At 74.2% G+C, this 20,215-nt stretch carries 14 protein-coding genes and 1 pseudogene; 2 read left to right on the top strand and 13 right to left on the bottom strand.

Going from position 1 to position 20,215, the window contains the following annotated elements:
* Positions 1-98: 98 nt before the first annotated feature.
* Together ACIPRD_RS17940 and ACIPRD_RS17935 are read right to left on the bottom strand one after the other, a co-directional pair.
* On the bottom strand, positions 99-836 hold the full coding sequence (locus tag ACIPRD_RS17940; RefSeq protein WP_401564217.1) for a GvpL/GvpF family gas vesicle protein: 738 nt from the start codon (positions 834-836) through the stop codon (positions 99-101).
* Positions 837-1,117: 281 nt separating this feature from the next.
* Positions 1,118-3,049, bottom strand: a pseudogene (locus ACIPRD_RS17935) (transketolase); the annotation flags it as partial.
* 174 nt (positions 3,050-3,223) lie between these two features.
* Between ACIPRD_RS17935 and ACIPRD_RS17930 the strand changes: the two are divergent.
* Entirely contained in the window at positions 3,224-3,571 is a 348-nt protein-coding gene (locus tag ACIPRD_RS17930) for a VOC family protein (protein WP_356399409.1), read from the top strand.
* 72 nt (positions 3,572-3,643) lie between these two features.
* Here the strand turns inward: ACIPRD_RS17930 and ACIPRD_RS17925 are convergent, their stop codons facing one another.
* The 11 genes from ACIPRD_RS17925 to ACIPRD_RS17875 form a co-directional block, all read right to left on the bottom strand.
* Complete coding sequence (locus ACIPRD_RS17925) at positions 3,644-5,605, bottom strand: DUF5107 domain-containing protein (RefSeq protein WP_401564044.1); 1,962 nt, start codon at positions 5,603-5,605, stop codon at positions 3,644-3,646.
* A 111-nt stretch (positions 5,606-5,716) separates the two neighbouring features.
* On the bottom strand, positions 5,717-6,310 hold the full coding sequence (locus ACIPRD_RS17920; protein WP_356399413.1) for a GNAT family protein: 594 nt from the start codon (positions 6,308-6,310) through the stop codon (positions 5,717-5,719).
* 16 nt (positions 6,311-6,326) lie between these two features.
* A complete protein-coding gene (locus tag ACIPRD_RS17915) occupies positions 6,327-6,572 on the bottom strand; it encodes a DUF1049 domain-containing protein (protein ID WP_356399415.1) in 246 nt (81 codons plus the stop codon).
* Positions 6,573-6,881: 309 nt separating this feature from the next.
* The gene (locus ACIPRD_RS17910) at positions 6,882-7,829 is read right to left on the bottom strand and encodes an LD-carboxypeptidase (RefSeq protein WP_356399417.1); all 948 of its coding nucleotides are present in this window, start codon (positions 7,827-7,829) and stop codon (positions 6,882-6,884) included.
* A complete protein-coding gene (locus ACIPRD_RS17905) occupies positions 7,826-9,778 on the bottom strand; it encodes a prolyl oligopeptidase family serine peptidase (RefSeq protein WP_401564216.1) in 1,953 nt (650 codons plus the stop codon). Before ACIPRD_RS17905 ends, ACIPRD_RS17910 begins: the two co-directional genes overlap by 4 nt.
* Before the next feature lie 270 nt (positions 9,779-10,048).
* Positions 10,049-11,353 carry a M20/M25/M40 family metallo-hydrolase gene (locus tag ACIPRD_RS17900; RefSeq protein WP_401564040.1) on the bottom strand — a complete coding sequence of 435 codons (1,305 nt, stop codon included), beginning with the start codon at positions 11,351-11,353 and terminating at the stop codon, positions 10,049-10,051.
* On the bottom strand, positions 11,346-12,179 hold the full coding sequence (locus ACIPRD_RS17895) for a M55 family metallopeptidase (RefSeq protein ID WP_356399421.1): 834 nt from the start codon (positions 12,177-12,179) through the stop codon (positions 11,346-11,348). Before ACIPRD_RS17895 ends, ACIPRD_RS17900 begins: the two co-directional genes overlap by 8 nt.
* Before the next feature lie 107 nt (positions 12,180-12,286).
* Complete coding sequence (locus ACIPRD_RS17890) at positions 12,287-13,030, bottom strand: class I SAM-dependent methyltransferase (RefSeq protein WP_401564036.1); 744 nt, start codon at positions 13,028-13,030, stop codon at positions 12,287-12,289.
* Positions 13,031-13,266: 236 nt separating this feature from the next.
* Positions 13,267-15,777 carry a SpoIIE family protein phosphatase gene (locus ACIPRD_RS17885; RefSeq protein WP_401564034.1) on the bottom strand — a complete coding sequence of 837 codons (2,511 nt, stop codon included), beginning with the start codon at positions 15,775-15,777 and terminating at the stop codon, positions 13,267-13,269.
* Positions 15,778-15,919: 142 nt separating this feature from the next.
* Positions 15,920-18,382, bottom strand: a complete 2,463-nt coding sequence (locus tag ACIPRD_RS17880; protein WP_401564031.1) for an MFS transporter — start codon at positions 18,380-18,382, stop codon at positions 15,920-15,922.
* Between the two features lie 161 nt (positions 18,383-18,543).
* Positions 18,544-18,987: an SRPBCC family protein gene (locus tag ACIPRD_RS17875; protein WP_356399429.1), complete on the bottom strand. Its 444-nt coding sequence runs from the start codon at positions 18,985-18,987 to the stop codon at positions 18,544-18,546.
* Between the two features lie 132 nt (positions 18,988-19,119).
* On the opposite strand from ACIPRD_RS17875, the gene ACIPRD_RS17870 reads away from it, so the two are divergent.
* Positions 19,120-20,175 carry an Rv2578c family radical SAM protein gene (locus tag ACIPRD_RS17870; RefSeq protein ID WP_401564029.1) on the top strand — a complete coding sequence of 352 codons (1,056 nt, stop codon included), beginning with the start codon at positions 19,120-19,122 and terminating at the stop codon, positions 20,173-20,175.
* Positions 20,176-20,215 lie beyond the last annotated feature (40 nt).

The following is a 20,215-nucleotide window of genomic DNA, read 5'->3' as shown; positions in this document are numbered from 1 at the left end:
TGCGCGACGGTCGGGCGCGCGGCGGTCGTCTGCGCGACGGTCGGGCGCGCGGCGGTCAGGCGCGGCGGTCACGGGACACGTGCCCGGGGCCTCCTCGCTCACGCCCAGGGCTCGCCGCCCGTGAACGAGTAGGCGGCCCGGGGGCCGACGAGTTCGATCCGGACCCCTGGCCCCTCGGCCCGCGCCCGCTCGATCATCTCCACGAACTCCTCGGAGCGCGCCCGGGGCACCAGGTACGCGGCGTCTAGGACGCCGCGTTCCGCCGTCTCCGCCGGGGCGGGGCTCCGCGGAGCCCACAGCCGGGAGTCCTCGGCGAGCCAGGCGAGCGCCTGGTGCAGGGTCCGCGCGAACGCCTCGGCCGCCTCGCCGGCCTCGTCCCCCTCCGCCCCGCCACGGTCGCTGTCGCCGGCTCCGGCTCCGGATCCGTCGCCGTCGCCGTCGCCGTCGTCGTCGTCGTCGGAAGCCGCGTACAGGCGTACGCCCCACTCCACCCGCCCGTGCAGCCGGTGCAGGCGGAGCCGGAAGTCGTCCTCCCGGGCTTCGAGCATGGCGCGCACCGCGCTGTCGTCCCGGTAGAGGGTCGCGGGCGGCAGCGGGAGCGGGGTGGTGACGGTGCTGAGCGCGTCGACGACGCCCCGGTGGGCGCGGACCGTGGCGGCCAGCCAGTCGGGCAGCGCCTCGGGGCTGGGGTCGGCCTCGGGGACCGCGCTGACGACCACGACGAGGCCGTGGTGGTGCAGCAGCGCCGGCGGGGCGCCGCCGACACCCGTCAGCTGGACCTGGAGGGGTGCGTCCAGGGGGCGGCAGACGGCGTAGACGTACCGTGGACCGGTCACGGGCGCCTCCTTCGACGTGTCGGCGATGTCGGGGATGTCAGGGATGTCGGCGGTGTCGGGGATGCCAGGGTCGCGGACGCCGGGTGCGTCCGGCGCGCCCGGGGTACGGGGCACGGCCGGGGCGCCGGGGCCCTTCGGCCGGCGGGGCCGGCGGCCGTCGTCGCCGCCGGTACGGCTCACTCCTTCCCGGTCCCTCCGCTCCTCCCGGCCCCTCCGGGTACCCCGGCTCCGCCCTCGGATTCCCCGGCTTGTCCGGCTTCCCCTGCTTCCCCTGCTTCCCGTGCCTCCTGGACCAGCCGCCGTACCGTGGCCGCGATGCTCAGGGCGTCGATGCCCGCCGCGTGCAGCTGCTCGTCGGGCTCGGCCGAGCCCGGCATCGTGCGCACGGCGAGCCGGACCAGGCGCGGCACGGGGCGCCCGTCGGTGAAGGCCTCCGCGACGGCGTCGCCGAGGCCGCCCTCCTCGTGGTGGTCCTCGACGGTCACGAGGCAGCCGGTCTCCTCGCCGGCCGCGCGCAGGGTGGCGACGTCGACGGGCTTGACGGAGTACAGGTCGACGACCCGGATCGGGATGCCCTCCTGGGCGAGCCGGTCGGCGGCGGCCAGCGCCTCGTGCACGGTCACCCCGGCCGCGACCACCGTCAGCAGGTCGTCCTCGCCCGCGCGCAGCACCTTGCTGCCGCCGGCGTGGAACTCCTCGTGGGGGCCGTAGATCACGGGGGTCCCGCCGCGCGAGGTGCGCAGGTAGCGGATGCCGTCGAGGCCGGCCATCACGGCGACGAGCCGTGCCGTCTGGTTGGCGTCGCACGGGTACAGCACGGTGGAGCCGTACACGCTCCGGAACATCGCCAGGTCCTCCAGGCCCATCTGCGAGGGGCCGTCCTGCCCGATCGCGACACCGGCGTGCGAGCCCACCAGGTTGATCCCGGAGCCGCTGATGGAGGCCATGCGCACGAAGTCGAAGGCGCGGGTCAGGAAGGCCGCGAACGTGGAGGCGTACGGCAGCCAGCCGCGCGCCGCCATGCCGACCGCCGAGGCCACCATCTGCTGTTCGGCGATGTAGCACTCGAAGAAGCGCTCGGGGTGTTCCTTGGCGAACTGCTCGGTGCGCGTGGAGTCGCCCACCTCCCCGTCCAGGGCCACGATGTCGGCGCGGGCCGAACCGAGCGCGGCGAGGGCCGCGCCGAAGGCGTCCCGGGTGGCGACCTCGTCCCCCTCGTCGTAGCGCGGGAGCCGGACGACCTCGCCCCTGACCGGGCGCTGCGCGGCCGCGGCGGGCGGCTCGCTCACCCGCACCCGCACGTCGCGCTGTCCGCCGAGTTCGGCGATGGCCTCCTCCGGATCCGGCAGGGGTTTGCCGTGCAGGCCCTCCCGGTCCTCCACCGAGGCGACACCCCTGCCCTTGAGGGTGCGGGCGAGGATCGCGGTCGGCACGCCGTTGGTCGCCAGCGCCTCCGTGTACGCCCGGTCGATCGCCTCCACGTCATGGCCGTCGACCTCGACGGTGTGCCAGCCGAAGGCCTGGAAGCGGCGGGCGTAGGCGTCCAGGTCGTGGCCGTGCCGGGTGGGGCCGCGCTGGCCGAGCCGGTTGACGTCGACGATCGCGATGAGGTTGTCCAGGTTCTCGTGGGACGCCGCCTCGGCCGCCTCCCACACCGAGCCCTCGGCCATCTCGCTGTCACCGCAGAGCACCCACACCCGGTGGTCGTCGTGCTCCAGGCGTTTTCCGGCGAGGGCGATGCCGACGGCGACGGGCAGGCCCTGGCCGAGCGATCCGGTGGCCGTCTCCACCCAGGGCAGCCTGCGCGGGGTCGGGTGCCCCTCCAGGCGGCTGCCGAGCCTGCGGAAGGTGAGCAGCTCGCCGTCGTCGAGGACACCGGCCGCCTTGTACGACGCGTACAGCAGGGGCGAGGCGTGGCCCTTGGAGAGGACGAAGCGGTCGTTCGCGGGATGCTCGGGGCGCTCGAAGTCGTACCGCAGGTGGTGCGCCAGCAGGACGGCGACCAGGTCGGCGGCGGACATCGAGGAGGTGGGGTGCCCGGACCCCGCGGCGGCGGCCGCCCGCACGCTGTCCACTCGCAACTGCTGTCCCAGTTCGGTGAGTTCATCGGTGTTCATGAATCTCCTTGTGCGTGGTCTCCGCGCGGTGCGAGGGCCGGACGCTCCCCGGCGCCGACTCGTCCGAGACTTTCCGCGTAACCGGCCCCGGGGCACCCAAACGCCGGGCACGTCACCCGGACGCCGGTCGCCCGCGCGTTCCGGCCACGGGGGCAGGGGTGTACCGGAGTGGGCCCGGAGCAGAAGCGCCCACGGGGCCCGCGCGGCTCATCGCCACCGCCGCGGCCACGGCCTGTTGCGGTCCGGGACACCCCAACTAGGCTCCCCCGCATGGAGATTCTGGGCGCCACACTGCGCATCTGCGTCGACGACCTCGACACCGCGGTCCCGTTCTACGAGAGCCTGGCGGGCGGCACGGCGCTGCGCTTCGAGCGCGGGGGCGTGCGGGTCGCCGCGGTCGGCTCCTTCCTGCTGATGAGCGGGCCCGAGGCCGAGCTGGAGGTGCTGCGCAAGGTGACGGCGACGATCGCCGTGAAGGACGTCACCGAGGCCCACCGCCTGCTCACGGACCTGGGTGCCCACGTCATCGCCGGGCCGGTGCCGACCCCGGCGGGCCGGAACCTGATCGCGATGCACCCGGACGGTTCGATCTTCGAGTACGTCGACCAGACCGGCTGACCCGACCCCCGCACCCGGCCGGCCGAGCCCCGCGTGCGGGGACCGGTCACCGGAGCGGGGGCGGCGGTCCGTTCAGGCGAGGTCGGGCCGCATCCGGAAGTCGTGGCGGGGCGGCAGCGGCTCGTCGGTGAGGCGGGACCAGAGCCGGTCGACGGCGTCCGCGCCCTCGCGCAGGTCGGCCACCTCGAAACCCTCGTCGAAGACGGCGCGCGCGTCCGCGCGCCGCCCCTCGGCGAGCAGCAGCTCGGCCTCCAGCAGCCGGAACCGGCCGCGCCGGCGCACGGCGGGCAGCAGCCGTTCCCACACCGCGCGGGCGTCGGCCGTGCGTCGCACGCGCAGCAGGGCCGGGAGGGCCTCGCCGGCCAGCGCGGCCTGGGCGGCGGTCCATGCCTCGCCGTCGTCCCGACGCTCGCGGCACAGGTCGTCGAAGGCGTCGGTGTAGCGGTCGGCGGCGCGCTCGTGGTGCCCGCTCTCCTGGTCGGCGACGGCCAGACAGCGCAGCGGCGGCCACAGCGACGGGGCGAGCGGGAGGGCCCGTTCCCAGCTGCGGACGGCCTGGGCGCGGTCCCCGGCGTGCCACTGGGCGACACCGAGGTGGTACTCGGTGTGCGGGGTGGCGGGCGCGGTCTCCAGCATGTCCCGCCAGTGCGGGGCGACGAGGGTCCCGTCGGGCGGCCGTACCCGGCGCGGCCGGGGCAGCGAGCCCGTGCGCAGCAGTTCCCGCCAGGGTGCCTGTGCCTCGCCGAGCGTGGACTCGGGGAACGGCGTGCCGGGCAGCTTGAGGCCGGCGCGCAGCACCTCCAGGGCGCCCCAGCCGGAACCGGTGGCCAGTCGCTCGCCGGGTTCGGTGTCGGCGCAGGCCCGCCAGGCCGCGTACGCCTCGTCGACGCGGGCGCGCGGCAGCGCCGTCTCCAGGCGGGCCTCCGCCTCGCGCAGGACGTCCGGCCACGCGCCGTCGCGGGGGGCCGTGAGCGGGCCGTACGCCTCCAGCCACGAGAGCTCGCTCTCCGGTTCCATCCGGACGTGCTCCAGCTGGGTGCGGGCGAGTCCGGCCTGGATCTCGCAGTAGCCGCCGGTGCCGGGTTCGGTGAGCCAGTCCTGCCAGCGCCGGCCGCCGGGTCCGCTGCCCCACACGAACAGCTTGCGGCCGCGCAGCACGTCGGTGGAGGTCTGTGCCAGTCCGGCGCCGTCCGCGTCCAGGGCGGCGATCCAGCGGCGCCGGCCGTCGGCGATCTCGTAGAAGTAGTCGGCCGCGTAAGGGCTGTTGAGAGGGTGGGTGCGGTCGATGCCGTCGTACGACGGGACGGGCACCCGGGTCAGGCGGCGCTCATAGCCGAACTGCCACGCCTCCTCGGCCGGGGCGAGGACGCGGCAGTCCTCGGGCACGGCGATGTTGGACCACCAGTAGACGGGCGCCGGCCGCTCGTGCGGGTTGCGGACACGGACGCCGACATGGAGGAAGTCGGAGCCGTCGGGGAGCCACAGGTCGACCTGGAAGGGGAGGTCCCGCAGCCGCTCCCACTCCCACAGGCGCAGCATGTCGCCGCCGTCGGGGGCGGGGACGAGGGCCGCGTGCACGGGTGCGCAGGACAGGGTGGTGTGGCCGGTGGCGCCGATGTTCCACTCGATGCCGCCGGAGTACCAGGCGCCGTTGAGGGCGAAGTTGGCGGGCTGGAACACCGGGTTGCGGTAGAGGAGTTCGCGTCCGGTGGGGAGGTGGAGCAGGGAGACGATCCGGCCGCCGAGGCCGGGCAGCACGGTGGCGCGCAGCCGGTCGTTCTCGATCACCAGGGCGTCGAGGGAGCGGAGTTCGCGGTCTCTGCCGTAGCCGTCCCGCACGGGAGCCGGAAGCAGGCTGTGCAGGGGCGCGTGTCCGAGCTGGCGTGCCATGTCGCGGGGCATGCCCTCGCGGTCGCGGTCGTCGATGCGGTGGACCTCGTCGAGGGGGCGCAGCGGGGGCAGCGGGTTGTCGGGGCCCAACAGCGCGGCGGGCAGGGTCAGTACCTCACGTCGGATCCTCGTCACGACGACCATGCAACCCCCCGGCCGGTGAGTCGGCCAGGGGAGCTGCCGGTCAGGATTGCGCAAAGGCCGCCCGCTGGATCCGGACGGCGTGCGGCGGGCGCGGGAGGTCTCCCCGGCCGGTCAGCGGGCGCCGCCGCCCGTGCCGCGGGCCTCGCCGTCCGCCGCGCCGGCGGTCCGCATCTCGCTGGTGAGCGCCCAGCGTTCGTGGTCGCGCCACTCGCCGTCGATGCGGATCATGGCGGGCGAGAAGCCCTCCAGACGGAACCCGGCACCGCGGGCGAGCGCGATCGAAGCGGTGTTGCCGGGCTGCACGTTGATCTCCAGCCGGTGCAGCCCCAGCGGGCCGAAGGCGTACCCGATCACCAACTCCAGGCCCTCGCGCATCAGTCCGCGCCCGGCCGCGTGCGCGAAGGCGCCGTAGCCGAGGGCGCCGCACTGGAAGCCGCCCCGGACGATGTTGTTGATGTTGATGAAGCCCGCGATGTCCCCGGAGTCCTTCTCGCACACCAGGAACCCGGCCCTGGCCTGGTCGCCGGTCAGCGAGGCGGCGTAACCGGCGTAGGCCTCCTCACTGTCGGGCGGGAAGAGCCAGGGCCGGTGCAGGTCCTTGCTCTCCCTGGCCCTGGCCGTGAACTCGGGCCCGTCGTCGGGGGTGAAGGACCGTACGGCCACGCGTGGGCCCACGGCGAGATAGTGGGGTTCGGTCTGCGGCATCGGGTCAGCCTACGCCTCAGCGGCTCCCGCGCCTCACGAGATACGCCCCGCCCAGCGCACCGAGGACGCCGCTCGCGAGCAGCGCCGTCCACAGCGGCATCGTCACCGCGGAGCCGAGGATCCGGATCCGCGTGGCCCCGGTGTTCTCGGAGACGAAGACCATGACGAGGGCGGCCAGGGCCAGCACCGAGGCCCGGGCGGTCTTCATCAGCCCGCCCTTGGCTCCCTCGGCGGCAGCGCTGTCCGGGGTCTTCGGACTCATGGACCCACTGTGGCGCCGGAGGCGGGCGGCCGCACCCCGGACGGCCCCCTCCGGGTGACCGGCCCGCGGGCCGCGGGCCGGGCCCTGGCTCCCTCGGCCACGGTGCGCCGGACATGTCACGGGCCGGACCGGGCCGAGGACGGGCGGGGCCGGACCGAGGACAGGCGAGGCCGGACCGAGGACAGGCGGGCACGGCCAGGAACAGGCGAGGCCGGGGCCGAGCCGGACCGGGCCGGGCCGGGGACAGGCAAGGCCGGGCCGGGGCCGGGGTCAGCGGCATCCACGCGTCCCCGCCCCCGGCGGCCGCCCTCACCGCAGCGCCGGTTCCTCCAGCGTCAGCGTGCCCGCTTCCGCGTCGAGTTCGGCCCTCACACCGAAGGGCACCGTCAGCGCTCCGGGACAGTGGCCGAAGCCGAACTCCTCGGCGACGGGCACACCGAGAGGAGCGAGGCGGTCGGCGAGGAGCGGGCGGAGCCGTTCGTAGGGGTCGCACTTGTCCCAGGAGCCGAGGAGCACCCCGCGGACCCCTTCGAACCAGCCCGCGCGCAGGAGTTGGGTGAGATAGCGGTCCACCCGGTACGTCTCCTCGCCCACGTCCTCCAGGCAGAGCAGGCCCCCGGCCGCCGAGGGCCTGGCGTGCGGGGTGCCCAGGTCGGCGGCGAGGAGGGACAGGCAGCCGCCGAGGGTGACGCCGCGCGCCCGGCCCGGGACGAGCGCCCGGCCGCCGGAGGCCAGGGTGCGCACGGTCTCCGGGGCGAAGAGGGTGGCCCGGAGGTGGTCCTGGGCGCGCTGGTTCTTGACGAAGTCGATGCCCGCGGCCATCGGCCCGTGCAGGGTGACCAGGCCGAGGCGGGTGGCGATGGCCTCGTGCAGGGCGGTGATGTCGCTGAAGCCGACGAACACCTTCGGTCCGGCGGCCCGCAGCGCGTCCCAGTCGAGGAGACCGGTCATCCGCTGCACGCCGTAACCGCCGCGCGCGCACAGGACGGCGTCCACCGTCGGATCGCACCAGGCGTTCTGGAAGTCGGCGGCACGTTCGGCGTCGGTGCCCGCGAGGTAGTCGAACTCGCCGTGCCTGGCCAGGACATGGGGTGCCACGACCGGGTCCAGATCCCAGCCGCGCAGCACGTCCAGGCCGGCCTGGAGCCGTTCCTCGGGCACCGGCCCGCTGGGGGCGACCACGGCCACGCGGGCACCGGCGGCCAGCCGGGGCGGCCGCACCAGGCCGGCCGCCTCCGCGGTTCCTGTGTGTCTCACGTGCGCAGCTCCAGTTCCGGGATGCCGGGCACGTCCAGCCCGAACACCTGGGCGTACAAGGACAGTTCCGCCTCCAGCGCGCGCACCAGCGTGCCGGCCCGGCGGAAGCCGTGCCCCTCGCCCTCGAACGCGAGGTAGGCGTGCGGGACGCCGCGGCCCTCGATGCCGGCCAGCAGGCGTTCGCACTGGGCGGGCGGGCAGATGACGTCGTCCAGGCCCTGGAGCAGCAGGAAGGGGGCGGTGATGCGGTCGGCGTGGCTGGTGGGCGAGCGGTCCGTGTACCGGGCGGGCACCTCGTCGAGCGGGCCGACCAGCGACTCCAGGTAGCGGGACTCGAAGTCGTGGGTCTCGCCCGAGGCCCAGGCGGTGAGGTCCAGGACGGGGTAGACGATGGTGCCGCAGGCGTAGACGTCGGTGCCGGCCAGGGAGACGGCGGTGGTCCAGCCGCCGGCGCTGCCGCCCCGGATCGCCAGCCGGTCGCGGTCGGCGGTGCCCTCCTCCGCGAGGGCGAGGGCGACCGCGGCGCAGTCCTCGACGTCGACCACGCCCCACTGCTCGCGCAGCCGCTCGCGGTAGGCGCGGCCGTATCCGGTGGATCCGCCGTAGTTGACCTCGACGACTCCGATGCCGCGCGAGGTGAAGTAGGCGATCTCCAGGTCCAGCACGAGCGGGACGCGTCCGGTGGGGCCGCCGTGGGCCCAGACGACGTACGGCGGCCCTTCGCCGTCGGGGGCGGTGTGCAGCGGGTGGTGCGGCGGATAGACGTAGGCGTGCACCTCGCGGCCCGCGGGACCGGTGAACACGCGGATCAGCGGTTCCGGGTAGTACGCCGGGTCGACGGGATCGTGGTGGCGGGAGCCGATCGCGCGGGCCCGGCCGCTGCGGGTGTCGAGCTCGACGACCTCGTGCCCGGTGCGGGGGCTCGCGCCGACGGAGACGACCCGGGAGCCGTGGACGGCGACGGTGGAGGCGAACTCGGTCCAGGGCCCGGCCACGTCGACGACCTCGCCGGACTCGGGATCCAGGATGCCGAGCACCGCCGCCCCGCGGCCGTGCACGACCGCGATCAGCCCGTTGTCCAGGGGCGCGAACCAGCGGGAGCCGAGCTTCCACAGCGGCCCGGCGAACTCCTCCTCGCGGGGGCAGAGCGGACGGCCGTCCCGGTAGAGGTTCCACCAGCCGCTGCGGTCGCTCGCGTACAGGAGCCGGCCGTCCGCGGACCACTCGACCTGGGCGACGGACTCCTCGGGGCCGCCCGCGACGGGACGCACGCCGTGCAGGACACCGTCGTCGCCCACCTCGCCGACCAGCAGCTCGGTGCCCTCCCAGGGCATCCGCGGGTGGTCCCAGGCGAGCCAGGCGGCCCGCCGGCCGTCGGGCGCGAGCCGGGGCCCGGTGACGAACCGGCGGCTGTCGTCGGTGAGTTCGCGCACGGCCGTCCGGTCCTCGGCGGCCGAGCCGTCCAGCGGTACGGCGGCCAGGACACGCCGCACGTCGCCGGGGCCGTCGCCGGTGAACTCCTCCAGCACGCACCACACCTCCCCGCGTCCGGGGAGGATCTGCGGCTCGGCCCAGCGCAGTCCGCCGCCGACCGCCGACACCGGGGTCAGCGGACGCGGTTCGCCGCCGGGTTCGCAGCGGTAGAGGCGCTGGTCGGCGAAGTGTGTGAACACCACCAGGGGTCCGTCGTCGCCGGGCACCGCCGCCCAGGGGCGGCCGCCGTACTCGATGACTCGGCTGCGCACGTTCCACGGTCCTGGCAGCACGGGCTGCTCGACACCGTCGGCCGTGCGCCGCACCAGGGCCCGGCGGCCGCCCTCGGCGGGCCGGGGCTCGGTCCACCAGACCTCGTCGCCGACGAAGCCGACCCATTCGGGCTGCCCGTCGTGCGCGGCGGCCAGCGCCGCGTCGATGGGCGACGGCCATGATCCGTACGCCGTGGTCCGCATCTCGTCCCCCCTCTCCTCGGACATCCCCTCGTCCTGAGGCTTCCCCTCGCCCTGGGACATCCCCTCGTCCCGGGACATCTCCTCGGACATCGCCCCGGACTTCCCGTCCCCGTTCGCCCCGCGCACCGCTTCTCCCCCGCTCCCCGGCGCCGGGCCCGCGGGCGTCCGGCCCGCCGGAACCTCCCCGGCCGGCACCCCGTCCACCGTCACCGTGCCCGCCGGGCCACGGCCCGGCGGCAGCCCGCCCGTCGCCGTCTCCTCCCCCATGGTCTACGCCGTCCGCAGGAACCGGTCGAGGACGCGGACACCGAAGTGCAGCGCCTCGACGGGAACACGTTCGTCGACACCGTGGAAGAGCGCCTGGTAGTCGAAGCCCTCGGGGAGCTTCAGCGGCGCGAAGCCGTAGCCGGTGATGCCGAGCCGGGAGAACTGCTTGGCGTCGGTGCCCCCGGACATGCAGTACGGCACCACGTGCCCCTCGGGCGCGAACTCCTCGACGGCGGCCCGCATCCCGGCGAAGAGCGGCGCGTCGACCGGAGCCTGGAGCGCGACCTCCCGGTGGGCGAACTCCCAGTCCACGTACGGCCCGGTGAGCCGGTCCATGGTGGCGACGAACTCCTCCTCGCCGCCGGGCAGGCAGCGGCCGTCGACATAGGCGACGGCCTCGCCGGGGATCACGTTGACCTTGTAACCGGCTTCCAGCATCGTCGGGTTGGCGCTGTTGCGGACGGTCGCCTCGACCAGCTTGGCGGCCGGACCCAGCTTCTCCAGCAGCCGGTCGACGTCCCCGAAGTCCGGCTCCAGGCCGTAGAGCGCGGCGAGTTCGGTGAGGGCCGCCCGCACGGTCGGCGTGATCCTCAGCGGCCACTCGTGCTCGCCGATGCGGGTGACCGCGGCGGCCAGGCGGGTGACCGCGTTCTCGCCGTTCACCTTGGAGCCGTGTCCGGCCCGGCCGCGCGCGGTCAGCTTGAGCCAGCAGGTCCCGCGCTCGCCCGCCGCGATCGGGTAGATCCGGCGCCCGGAGCCGTCGTGGAAGGTGAAGGCACCGGACTCGCTGATGCCCTCGGTGCAGCCCTCGAAAAGCTCGGGGTGGGTGTCGGCGAGGAACCCGGAGCCGTCGACGGCGCTGTCCTCCTCGTCGGCGGTGAAGGCGACGACGATGTCACGGCGGGGCCGGACGCTCTGCCGGGCCCAGCCGCGGGCGACCGCGAGGATCATCGCGTCCATGTTCTTCATGTCGACGGCCCCGCGACCCCACACGACACCGTCGCGGACCTCGCCGGAGAACGGGTCCACGCTCCAGTCGGCGGCCTCGGCGGGCACCACGTCGAGATGGCCGTGGACCAGCAGCGCGTCGGCGCCCGGGTCGCTGCCCTCGATGCGGGCGACCACGTTGGTCCGCCCGGGGGTGCGCTCCAGCAGCAGGGGCTCCAGGCCCGCGCCCGCCAGGCGTTCGGCCGCGTACTCGGCGGCCGGCCGCTCCTGGCAGTCGCCGCCGCCGCGGTTGGTGGTGTCGATCCGGATCAGGCCGGAGGTGAACTCCACGACCTCGTCCAGGGCCTGCTGGTCAGCCATACTGCTCCTCCACGGCGGCCGAGACGATCGTGGTGACCGCCTTGAACGTACGGATCCCCTCGTACATGGTGTCGCTGGTGTACGCCACCTTGCGCTCCCCGATGCGGGCGACGCCCGGGACGACGGTGGCCGACATCGCCAGATGCTCGGCGTCGAACTCCAGCGCGATGGTGAACGGGCCGCCCCGCACGGGCTCCCGGCGGCCGGCGAGGGCGGCGCCCTGCTCGGCGGCGGCGCGGATGTCGGCGGCGGTGCGGGCCGGGGTGCGGCACACCGCGGCGTACCGGGACACATGGTCCTTGACCGCGACCTTCGGCGCCTCGGGCGCGTACCCGAGGGCGTCCTCGCAGGCCAGGTCGTCACCGGTGACGAGCACGACGGGCACGCCGTACTCGGCGACGACGTGGGCGTTCAGCAGCCCCTCGCTCGCGCGGACGTCGTTCAGCCAGACCCCGGTGATCTGGTTGGCGAGGTAGGTGTGGGCGAGGACGCCCTCCATGCCGGCGCCGGCGTGGTAGCCGATGAAGGCGACACCGTCGACGTCACCGTGCTGGACGCCCTCGACCATGGACAGGGTCTTGTGCCGGCCGGTGATCATCTCGACCCGCTCGTCGAGCTGTTCGAGCAGCAGGTTGCGCATGCTCCAGTGGGCCTCGTTGACGAGGACCTCGTCGGCTCCGCCGTCGAGGAAGCCCAGCGCGGCCGCGTTCACGTCCGAGGTGAACATCGACCGGCAGCGCTCCCACTGGGGCGTCCCCGGGAGCACGTCGGCCGGCCAGGTGACGCCGGTGGCCCCCTCCATGTCCGCACTGATGAGGATCTTCATGCCGCGCACGTTACGCGTTGCGCGGCACGGCGGCTACGACCCCGGTCACCCCGGCGCCCGGAGTGGGGGTGCCGGCGCCGGAGCGGGACTCCGGCGCCGGGACCTGCTCAGGCGCCCGCGAGCACGAACCAGCGGGCCGGCAGGTCGATGCGGGTGCCGTCCGCGTGGTCCTCGGTCTGCGGCAGCACCGTCTCCCCGGTGGCGAGGACCTTCAGCCCCGCCTCGGCGAGCAGGCGCGGGATCTCGTCGTCGGCGGCGTCGGCGGGCTTGAGGTTGTGCTGGAAGACCCGGCGCAGCTTGGGTCCGGGGCCGTCGGGTCCCCCGGCCGCGCGCTGGAGCACCTCTCGGGAGGCGGAGGTCAGCTCGACGACGAAGGCACGCCCCGCACTGCCGATGATCTCGGCGACGGCGGTGGCGACGCGCGGGCGGGCGTCCGGTTCGCTCTGGTGGATGACGGCACGCATGTACACGTTGCTGTCGCCGAGCCGGGCGTGCAGGGCCCGGACGGCGTCGGTGTCGGTCAGGTCGAGCTGCTGGAACTCGACGAGGCCGGCGGCGGAGTCCGGCCCGGCCTCGGCGGCCGCGGCACGGCGGGCGTGCTCGACGGCGGCGTGGGTGAGGTCGACGCCGACGGCGCGGGCGAAGCGGGTGGCGAGGTAACGGGTCTGCGTGCCGTTGCCGCAGCCGAGGTCGACGATGGTGCGGGTGGTGTCGGCATGGGGCAGCAGCAGTTCGGAGTGCGGCTGCGCGCTCAGCGAGGGGTCGGCGTCCCAGATGGCCTCACCTCGCGCACCGGAGGTCTCGCTCCAGTAACTCTCCCAGGAATGGCGGTAGTTGTCCGAGACGTTCATCGCGATCTCCCCACGGTCGGTTGCGTGACGGGGATATCGCGGCCGGAGCGTCCCGGGCAAGAGGCGGACGCCCGCCGTGACCGGATGTACGGGCGGGATCACCCCGAGAGACGTCCGGCGGGAAGCCGGTGCCGGACCGCCCCGCGAAGGACCGGGCCCGCCAGGCGACTTCGGACCGCCCGGCGGACAGCGGGTGGCCCGGCAGGCAGCGAGCGGCCTAGCCGGGCCCCTGCCTTTCAGTGCCCGGTGACGGCCTGCTCGAACCAGACCGTCTTGCGGTGTCCGGTCGCGTTCGCGCCCCATTCGCGGGCCAGCCGGCTGACGACACGCATGCCGCGTCCCGACTCGTCCCCGGGGCCGGCGCCGACCATGGCGGGCAGGGCGGGCTCGTCGTCGGTGACCTCGAAGAGCAGCGCGTCGGTGCGGATCAGGCGCAGCCCCACCGGGCCGGCCCCGCCGTGCCGTACGGCGTTGGTGACGACCTCGCTGACCAGCAGTCGCGCGGTCTCCACGGTCTGCGGGGGCATGCGCCACTCGGTCAGCAGATCTGCCACCAGGCCGCGGGCGCGGCCCACTTCACGCGGGTCGGCGTCGAACCGCCACTCGGCCACGTGGTCGCCGGGGATGCCGTTGAGGCGGGCCATGAGCAGGGCGACGTCGTCCTTGCGGCCGCCGCGGGTGTTGAGGGCGCGGATGATGGTGTCGCAGGCCGCGTCCATGGAGGCGGCGGGGTGCGCGGCGGACTCGCAGAGCGCGGCGAGTCCCTCGCCGATGTCGGAGCCGCGCACCTCGACCAGGCCGTCGGTGCACAGCACCAGCCGGTCGCCGGGCGCGACGCGGATCACGGTGGCCTCGAAGGGCACTCCGCCCACGCCGATCGGCGCGCCGGTGGGCAGGTCGAGCAGTTCGCTGCTGCCGTCCTCGGCGCGGACCAGCACGGGCGGGATGTGCCCCGCGTTGGCGAGGTGGACCTCGCCGCGGATCGGGTCGTAGACGGCGTACAGGCAGGTGGCGAGGTAGTTCTCACCGAGTCTGCGGGCCAGGTCGTCGAGGTTGCGCAGGAGTTGGGCGGGCGGGGTCTCCATGGTGGCCATGGTCTGCACGGCGGTCCGCAACTGGCCCATCATCGCTGCCGAGTTGAGCCCGTGGCCCATGACGTCGCCGACGACGAGGGCGGTGCGGGAGCCGGGCAGTTTGACGGTGTCGAACCAGTCGCCGCCGATCCGGCCGAGCCGGGTCCCCGGGAGGTAGCGGGTGGCCACGTCGCAGCCCGCCATGCGCGGGGTGACCTGCGGCAGCATGCTGTCCTGGAGGGTGTCGGCGACGTTCTCCTGGTAGGTGTACATGCGGGCGTTGTCGAGCACCAGCCCGGCGCGGGCGGCGAGTTCGGCGCCCGTGGTGCGGTCCATGTCGTCGAACGCGGGGCGGTCCGGGCGGCGCATGAGGACCATGAAGCCGAGGACGACGTTGCGTGCCTTGAGCGGGACGATCAGCAGGGAGCGGCCGCCGATGAGGGGCCTGAGGTCGCGCTTCTCGAACTCGCCGGAGATGCGGTCGGACAGTTCCTCGGTGACCCGCGGGATCAGGACCGGTTCACCGGTGACCATGCACCGGTAGAACGGGGTGTGTTCGGGGAAGGCGAAGGACTCGCCGACGGGGGTGGTGTCGTCCCAGCGGCCGGGCTCGTCGTTGTGCTCGACCCAGACGCGGTGCATGACGGTGGTGGCGTCGGGCGGGCCGTCGGGGAAGCCCTCGCCGGCCAGGACCGCCGCGCGCAGATGGGTGCCGGCGAAGTCGGCGAAGCGGGGCACCGCGGCGCTGGTGACCTCGCGGATGGTCTCGCCGAGGTCGAGGGAGGTGCCGATGGCGGAGCTGACCTCGTTGAGGAACTCCAGCCGCTCGCGGACGGCGGCGTACTCCAGCTCCTGTCCGGCGCCGGCGACGACGGGCGGGGCGGAGCGCTGCCGCGGCAGGACGGCCTCGGCGCGGACGCGGCCCGCGCGCCGGGGCACGCCCCAGTACGGCGTGACGGGCACCCGGTCGAACTGGCTGAACTCCAGGACGGGATAGCCGAGTTCGAGGACCTGGGAGGCGATGCGGCCGCTGAGGTCCGGCCCCATGTTGGGCAGGATCTCGGGCAGTCGCCGCTCCAGGTCCTCGGAGGCGGGCAGTTCGGTGTGGCGGGCGAATCCGGGCGAGATGCGTTCGGCGCTCTCGTCGTCGTGGCCGCGCTCCTCGCGCAGCCGGGTGGCGTCGGCGGCGAGGACCAGCAGCCGGGACGGCCCGGGGCCGATCAGCGGGTACGCCCACCACAGCACGTCGATCCGCTCGCCGCCGGACGCCCCGGGACGCGGGGCCGCGGCGTCGGACGTCCCGCCGGACGGGGGCTCCTCGCCGGCGGGCCCGGTGTGCGGGGCCACGCGGGCGCGGCCCGCGGTCGGGTAGGCGCTGTGCCCGCCGAGGGAGGCGACCAGGTCGGGACCGAAGTCGCCGTCACCGCCGTACGGATCGCGCCCGGCATCGTTGTCGGGGTCCTCGGTGAGCGGCCCGGAGACGGGCAGCAGATCCACGGCCGACTGCCCGACCGCGTCCTGCCGGCTCGCGCCGAAGAGCCGGCGTGCGCCGCTGCTCCAGTGGGAGACGAGGCCGTCGCGGTCGACGACGACCACGGCCAGCGGGATCCGGCCCGCCGCGGCTTCACCGGCGCCGCGGCCGGGAGGTGTGTCCCGCTCGCTGCCACGGTCCATGGCCCAGGCCCTCTCTCCCCCACGGCTGTTCGCAAACGATCTGTGTCGCCAGGTCACTACCGTACGGCGGCGGCCGGTCGCGATGTGTGGCAATCCTGGAATTGACCCCACGCGCCGGTGCCGCCGTCCGTCCGACGGACCGTCAGTCCTCGTGGCCCAGCTGCAGGTCACGCTCGGTGCGGCCGCCGCCGGCGACCTGGAGCACGGTGGCGACCGGCGGGTAACCGGCGGCGATGACGGTGTACTCGCCGGAGGACAGGTCGACGAACCGGAACGTTCCGTCGGGTCCGGTGGTGAGAGTGTCGACGACGTTCCCGGCGGCGTCGAGGAGGGTCACCCGCGCGTCCTCCACGGGGCGGCCGCCGCCGGCCCTGACGGTGCCCTTCAGCACGGCCCCGCCCGCGAGTTCGACGTCCTGGCGGGTCTCCCGGGCGGCCTGGACGCTCACCGGGAGCGCCGCGGGGCGGAAGGCGGGGGCGCTGGCGGCGAGGGTGTACTCGCCGGCGACGAGTTCGGTGATGACGTAGCCGCCCTCACGGCCGCTGCGGGTGGTGGAGACGACTTCGCCGTGCACGTTGGTGAGGGTGACGATGGCCTCCCGCACGGGGCTGCCGTCGGCGGTGAGCACGCTGCCCGCGAGGCGCCCGGCGCCGCCCAGGACGACGTCGAGTTCGACGGGCCGCTCGCCGACGGTGACGGAGACGGCCTGCGGCTGGTGGCCGCCCGCGGCCGCGATGAGGACGTACGACCCGGAGCCGGGCGTGGCGAGGGCGTAGCGGCCGTCGTCGCCGCTCGCGCCCCTGCCGATCTGCTGCCCGGCGACGTCGATGAGGGTGAGGGCCGCGCGGGGCACGACGGTTCCGTCGGGGTGCTGGACGGTACCGCAGACCGGGATACCGGCGGTGTGGGGCAGGCGGTGCGCGGCGGGGGTCCCCGCGGCCGGCGGCTGGGGGCGGGCCTGCGGGATGGAGGCGTTCACGGTGGCGGGTTCCGTCTCGGTGGCGTGGTGGGACACCAGCGGTTTCTCCTTGAGGAAGAAGGCGATGAGCAGGCCGAGGGCGAGCACCGGGACGAGGTAGAGGAAGATCCGGGGCATCGCGTCGGCGTAGGCGCGGATGTAGGCGTCGCGCAGGGCCGGGGGCAGCGCGTGGACGAGCTGCGGGGTGATCGATTCGGCGTCCGGCAGCCGGGCGCCCGCGCGCGGGGGCAGTTCCTCGCCCAGGGCGTCGGTGAGCCGGCCGGCGAAGAGGGTGCCGAAGACGGCGGCGCCGACGCTGCCGCCGATCTGCCGGAAGTAGTTGTTGGCGCTGGTGGCGGTGCCGAGGTCGGCGGGGGGCACGGAGTTCTGCACGGCGAGCACCAGGACGGGCATGACCAGGCCGATGCCGGCGCCGAGGACGGCCATCCAGATGCTGTAGTTCAGGCGGGAGGTGTCGGCGTCGAGCCGGGACAGCAGCCACATGCCGAGGACGGAGAGGGCGCCGCCGGCGAGGGGGAAGACCTTGTAGCGGCCGGTGTGGCTGATGAGCTGGCCGCCGATGATCGAGGCGCCGACGATGCCGGCCATCATGGGCAGCATCAGCAGCCCGGAGCCGGTGGCGCTCGCCCCGTCGACCATCTGCAGGAAGGTGGGCAGATAGCTGGCGGCGCCGAACAGGGCGACGCCGATCACCAGGCCCACCAGGGCGCTGACGTTGAACACCGAGTCCCTGAACAGCCGCAGCGGGATGAGGGGTTCGGAGGCGTGGTGCTCGGCCACGACGAAGAGGGCGGCGGCGACGAGGGCGCCGGCGCCGAGTCCGAGGATCTGCCGGGAGTCCCAGGCGTACTCGGTTCCGCCCCAACTGGTCAGCAGCACCAGGCAGGTGGAGGCGGCGGCGAGCAGCAGGGCGCCGATGACGTCGAGCCGGGCCCGGGTGCGCGGCCGGGGCAGTTTCAGGACCGCGGTGACCACGGCGAGGGTGACCAGGCCGAAGGGCACGTTGATGTAGAAGCACCAGCGCCAGGAGAGGTGGTCGGTGAAGTAGCCGCCGAGCAGGGGGCCCGCGACCGAGGCGAGGCCGAACGCGGCGCCGATCAGGCCCATGTAGCGGCCGCGTTCGCGGGGCGGCACGATGTCGGCGATGATCGCCTGCACACCGATCATGAGGCCGCCCGCGCCGATGCCCTGGACCGCGCGGAAGGCGATCATCTGGTCCATGCTCTGGGCCCGGCCGGCCAGCGCGGAGCCGACGACGAAGACCAGGATCGCGAACTGGAAGACGCCCTTGCGGCCGAAGAGGTCGCCGACCTTGCCGTACAGGGGCAGGCCGATGGTGGAGGTGAGCAGGTAGGCGGTGATCGCCCAGGACATCCGGTCCAGGCCGTGCAGTTCGCCGACGATCTTCGGCAGCGCGGTGGCGACGATCATCTGGTCGAGCGCGGCGAGGAGCAGCGCGAGCATGAGCCCGAGGAAGACCAGCCGGACACGGCGCGGACCGAGTCCGGTGTCCGCGGCGGGTGGTGGGGCCGCCGGTTTCTCCGCCGGGACCGGTTCCGGCGCCGTCGGCGGTGCCGGGTCGGCCTCGGCGGCCGTCTCGTGCCGCGCCAGAGTCGTCCCGCCCACGTCTCGCTCCCCTCGTCGTATGCCGTCGCGCGAATGCCGCGCTAGGCGACAACTGCGAACAAGTACGGCGAGTTACGGCGTGGCCCCGGGAGGCGGGGAGATCCACTCGAACCGGTGAGGGGTGCAACACCCCTTCACCGGACGGTGTTTGGGCTCAGGGGCTACTTCTCGACCTCGGTGGCGAGGTTGGCGAGGACGGCGTCGTAGATCCGGCCGAGGCCCTTGGGGGCGAAGGTCCGTTCGAAGAAGCCGCCGATGCCGCCGGCGCCCTTCCAGGTGGTGGTGACGGTGACCCGGGAGGAGCCCTCGCCGGCCGGGGTGACGCGCCAGGTGGTCACCATGGTGGAGTTGCGGTCCTTCTCGACGAGCTCGCCGTCGGTGGGCTCGCTGACCTCCAGCAGGCAGTCGCGCACCCGCTTACTGGTGGCCTGGAGCTTCCAGTGGACGAGAGTGCCCTCGCCGTCGCCGCCCTCGCGCACCTCGTACTCGCTGAAGTGCTCGGGCAGCAGCTTGCGCCGGGTGCCGTCGTAGTCGGCGAGGGCGTCGAACACCTTCTCCGCGTCCGCCGCGACGACCCGCTCCGTAGTGGCCTCGACCTGCGCCATTGCATTCCTCCAGGACCTGTTTTCTCGGGTGGGGACAAGCCAACCACCCCGGCGCCCGGCCGCTCAAATCGGGGTCCGCACGATCATGGGAACAGATGTTCTATTCTGGCGGCGAGCCACCGAGGAGGTGTCATGCGCTGGGAGAACCTCACCGCGGAGTCCGGTGCGCCCGACGGACACGGGCGGGCGGCCGACTCCGCCCTGTTCGGCGCGGACGCGGTCACGGTCCGTACCGTCGACACGCCCGAATTCCGCGGGATCACGTTCCACGAGGTGCGGGCCCGCTCGGTGCTGAACCGGGTGCCGGGCGCCTCGCGCATGCCGTTCGAATGGACGGTGAACCCGTACCGCGGCTGCTCTCACGCCTGCGTCTACTGCTTCGCCAGGAAGACGCACAGTTACCTGGACCTCGACACGGGCCTTGGCTTCGACACCCAGATCGTGGTGAAGGTGAACGCCCCCGAGGTGCTGCGCCGCCAGCTGGCCTCGCCCCGCTGGCACGGCGAGCACGTCGCGATGGGCACCAACGTCGACTGCTACCAGCGCGCGGAGGGCAGGTACCGGCTGATGCCGGGCATCATCACGGCCCTCACCGAGCGCGCCAACCCGTTCTCGATCCTGACCAAGGGCACCCTGATCCTGCGCGATCTGGACCTGCTGGTCCGGGCGTCCGAGGTGACCGACGTGGGGATCTCCGTCTCGGTCGGCTTCACCGACACCGAGCTGTGGCGCACGGTGGAACCGGGCACTCCGGCACCCGAGCGCCGTCTGGACGTCGTCCGCACCCTCACCGAGCACGGCATCGGCGTCTCGGTGCTGATGGCGCCGGTGATCCCGTTCCTCGGCGACGACCCGGCACAACTGCGCGCCACCGTGCGGGCGATCGCGGCGGCCGGGGCCACCTCGGTCACCCCGCTGGTGCTGCACCTGCGGCCGGGCGCCCGGGAGTGGTTCATGGAGTGGCTGGAGAAGCACCACCCGCACCTGGTGCCGCGCTACCGGCGGCTGTACGCGGAGGGCGCCTACGCGCCGAAGTGGTACCAGCGCCGGATCACGCGTCAGGTGCACGAGCTGGCCGAGGAGTACGGCATCGGGCCGAGGCGCGCGCGGGACACCCGGGGGATCCGCCCGGCGCGGTCACCGGAGCGGCCGGCCCCGCCCGGACCGACACAGCTGACCCTCATCTGAGAATCCGGGAGCGTTCGAGGGCATCCGGCGACCCAATTGG

Source organism: Streptomyces sp. NPDC090108, assembly GCF_044747185.1.
In the GTDB taxonomy this organism is placed as follows: Bacteria; Actinomycetota; Actinomycetes; order Streptomycetales; family Streptomycetaceae; genus Streptomyces.
Note: the sequence above shows the minus strand (reverse complement) of the source record. Positions and strands in the feature narration are given on the sequence as shown.